This is a genomic window from Acidovorax sp. KPB24-03 (genome assembly GCF_057546605.1).
The window spans coordinates 1-631 of record NZ_BAAJYR010000908.1 but is presented as its reverse complement, the minus strand read 5'-3'; the positions used below and the strand labels follow the sequence as shown (position 1 = coordinate 631).

Here is a 631-nt window from a genome sequence, read left to right as displayed (position 1 = left end):
CTGCGGCGAGCGCCAGGCGATGCGGTCCTGGCCATCGAGCACGACCACGCCCAGGCCCGCCACGTCCACGGCCTCGCGCGCCAGCCGGGCGGCCTGCGCGTTGGCCACGTGCGTGGCCAGGCGGGCCATCACCTCGGGAATGCGCAGGGGCTTGACCACATAGTCCACGCCGCCGCTGGCAAAGCCGCGCAGGATCTGCTCGGTCTCCGACAGCCCGGTCATGAAGACGATGGGCACGTGCGCCCACGGCGGCGTGGCCTTGATGCGGCGGCACAGCGCGAAGCCGTCGGTGCCGGGCATCACCGCATCGAGCAGCACGCCGTCGGGCACGGTCACCTCGAAGCGCTCGATGGCCTCTTCGGCATCGCGCGCGGCCAGCACGGCATAGCCTTCGCCTGCCAGCGCATCGCACAGCATGCGCAGGGTGTCCAGTGCATCGTCCACCACCAGGATGACGCGGCGCGGGGCGGCGGCCTGCGCGCTGTCAGGGGAGTTCGTCATGTTCGGGTTCTCGCAGTAGGTGGGCCAGGGCGTCGAAGTCGAAGCGGTCCGCGCAGGCCTGCAGCTGCGCCAGCGCGGCGGCATGGCCGGGCAGACGTCGCGTGCGCTGCGCAGCCGCTCGCGCACGGCG

At 72.7% G+C, this 631-nt stretch carries 1 protein-coding gene; it reads right to left on the bottom strand.

Annotation, left to right across the window (positions count from 1 at the left end; all coding sequences use genetic code 11):
* Positions 1 to 501: response regulator (locus tag AC27KI_RS26745; RefSeq protein WP_487116924.1), on the bottom strand; the 501-nt coding region annotated here is incomplete at its 3' end.
* Positions 502 to 631: the final 130 nt, after the last annotated feature.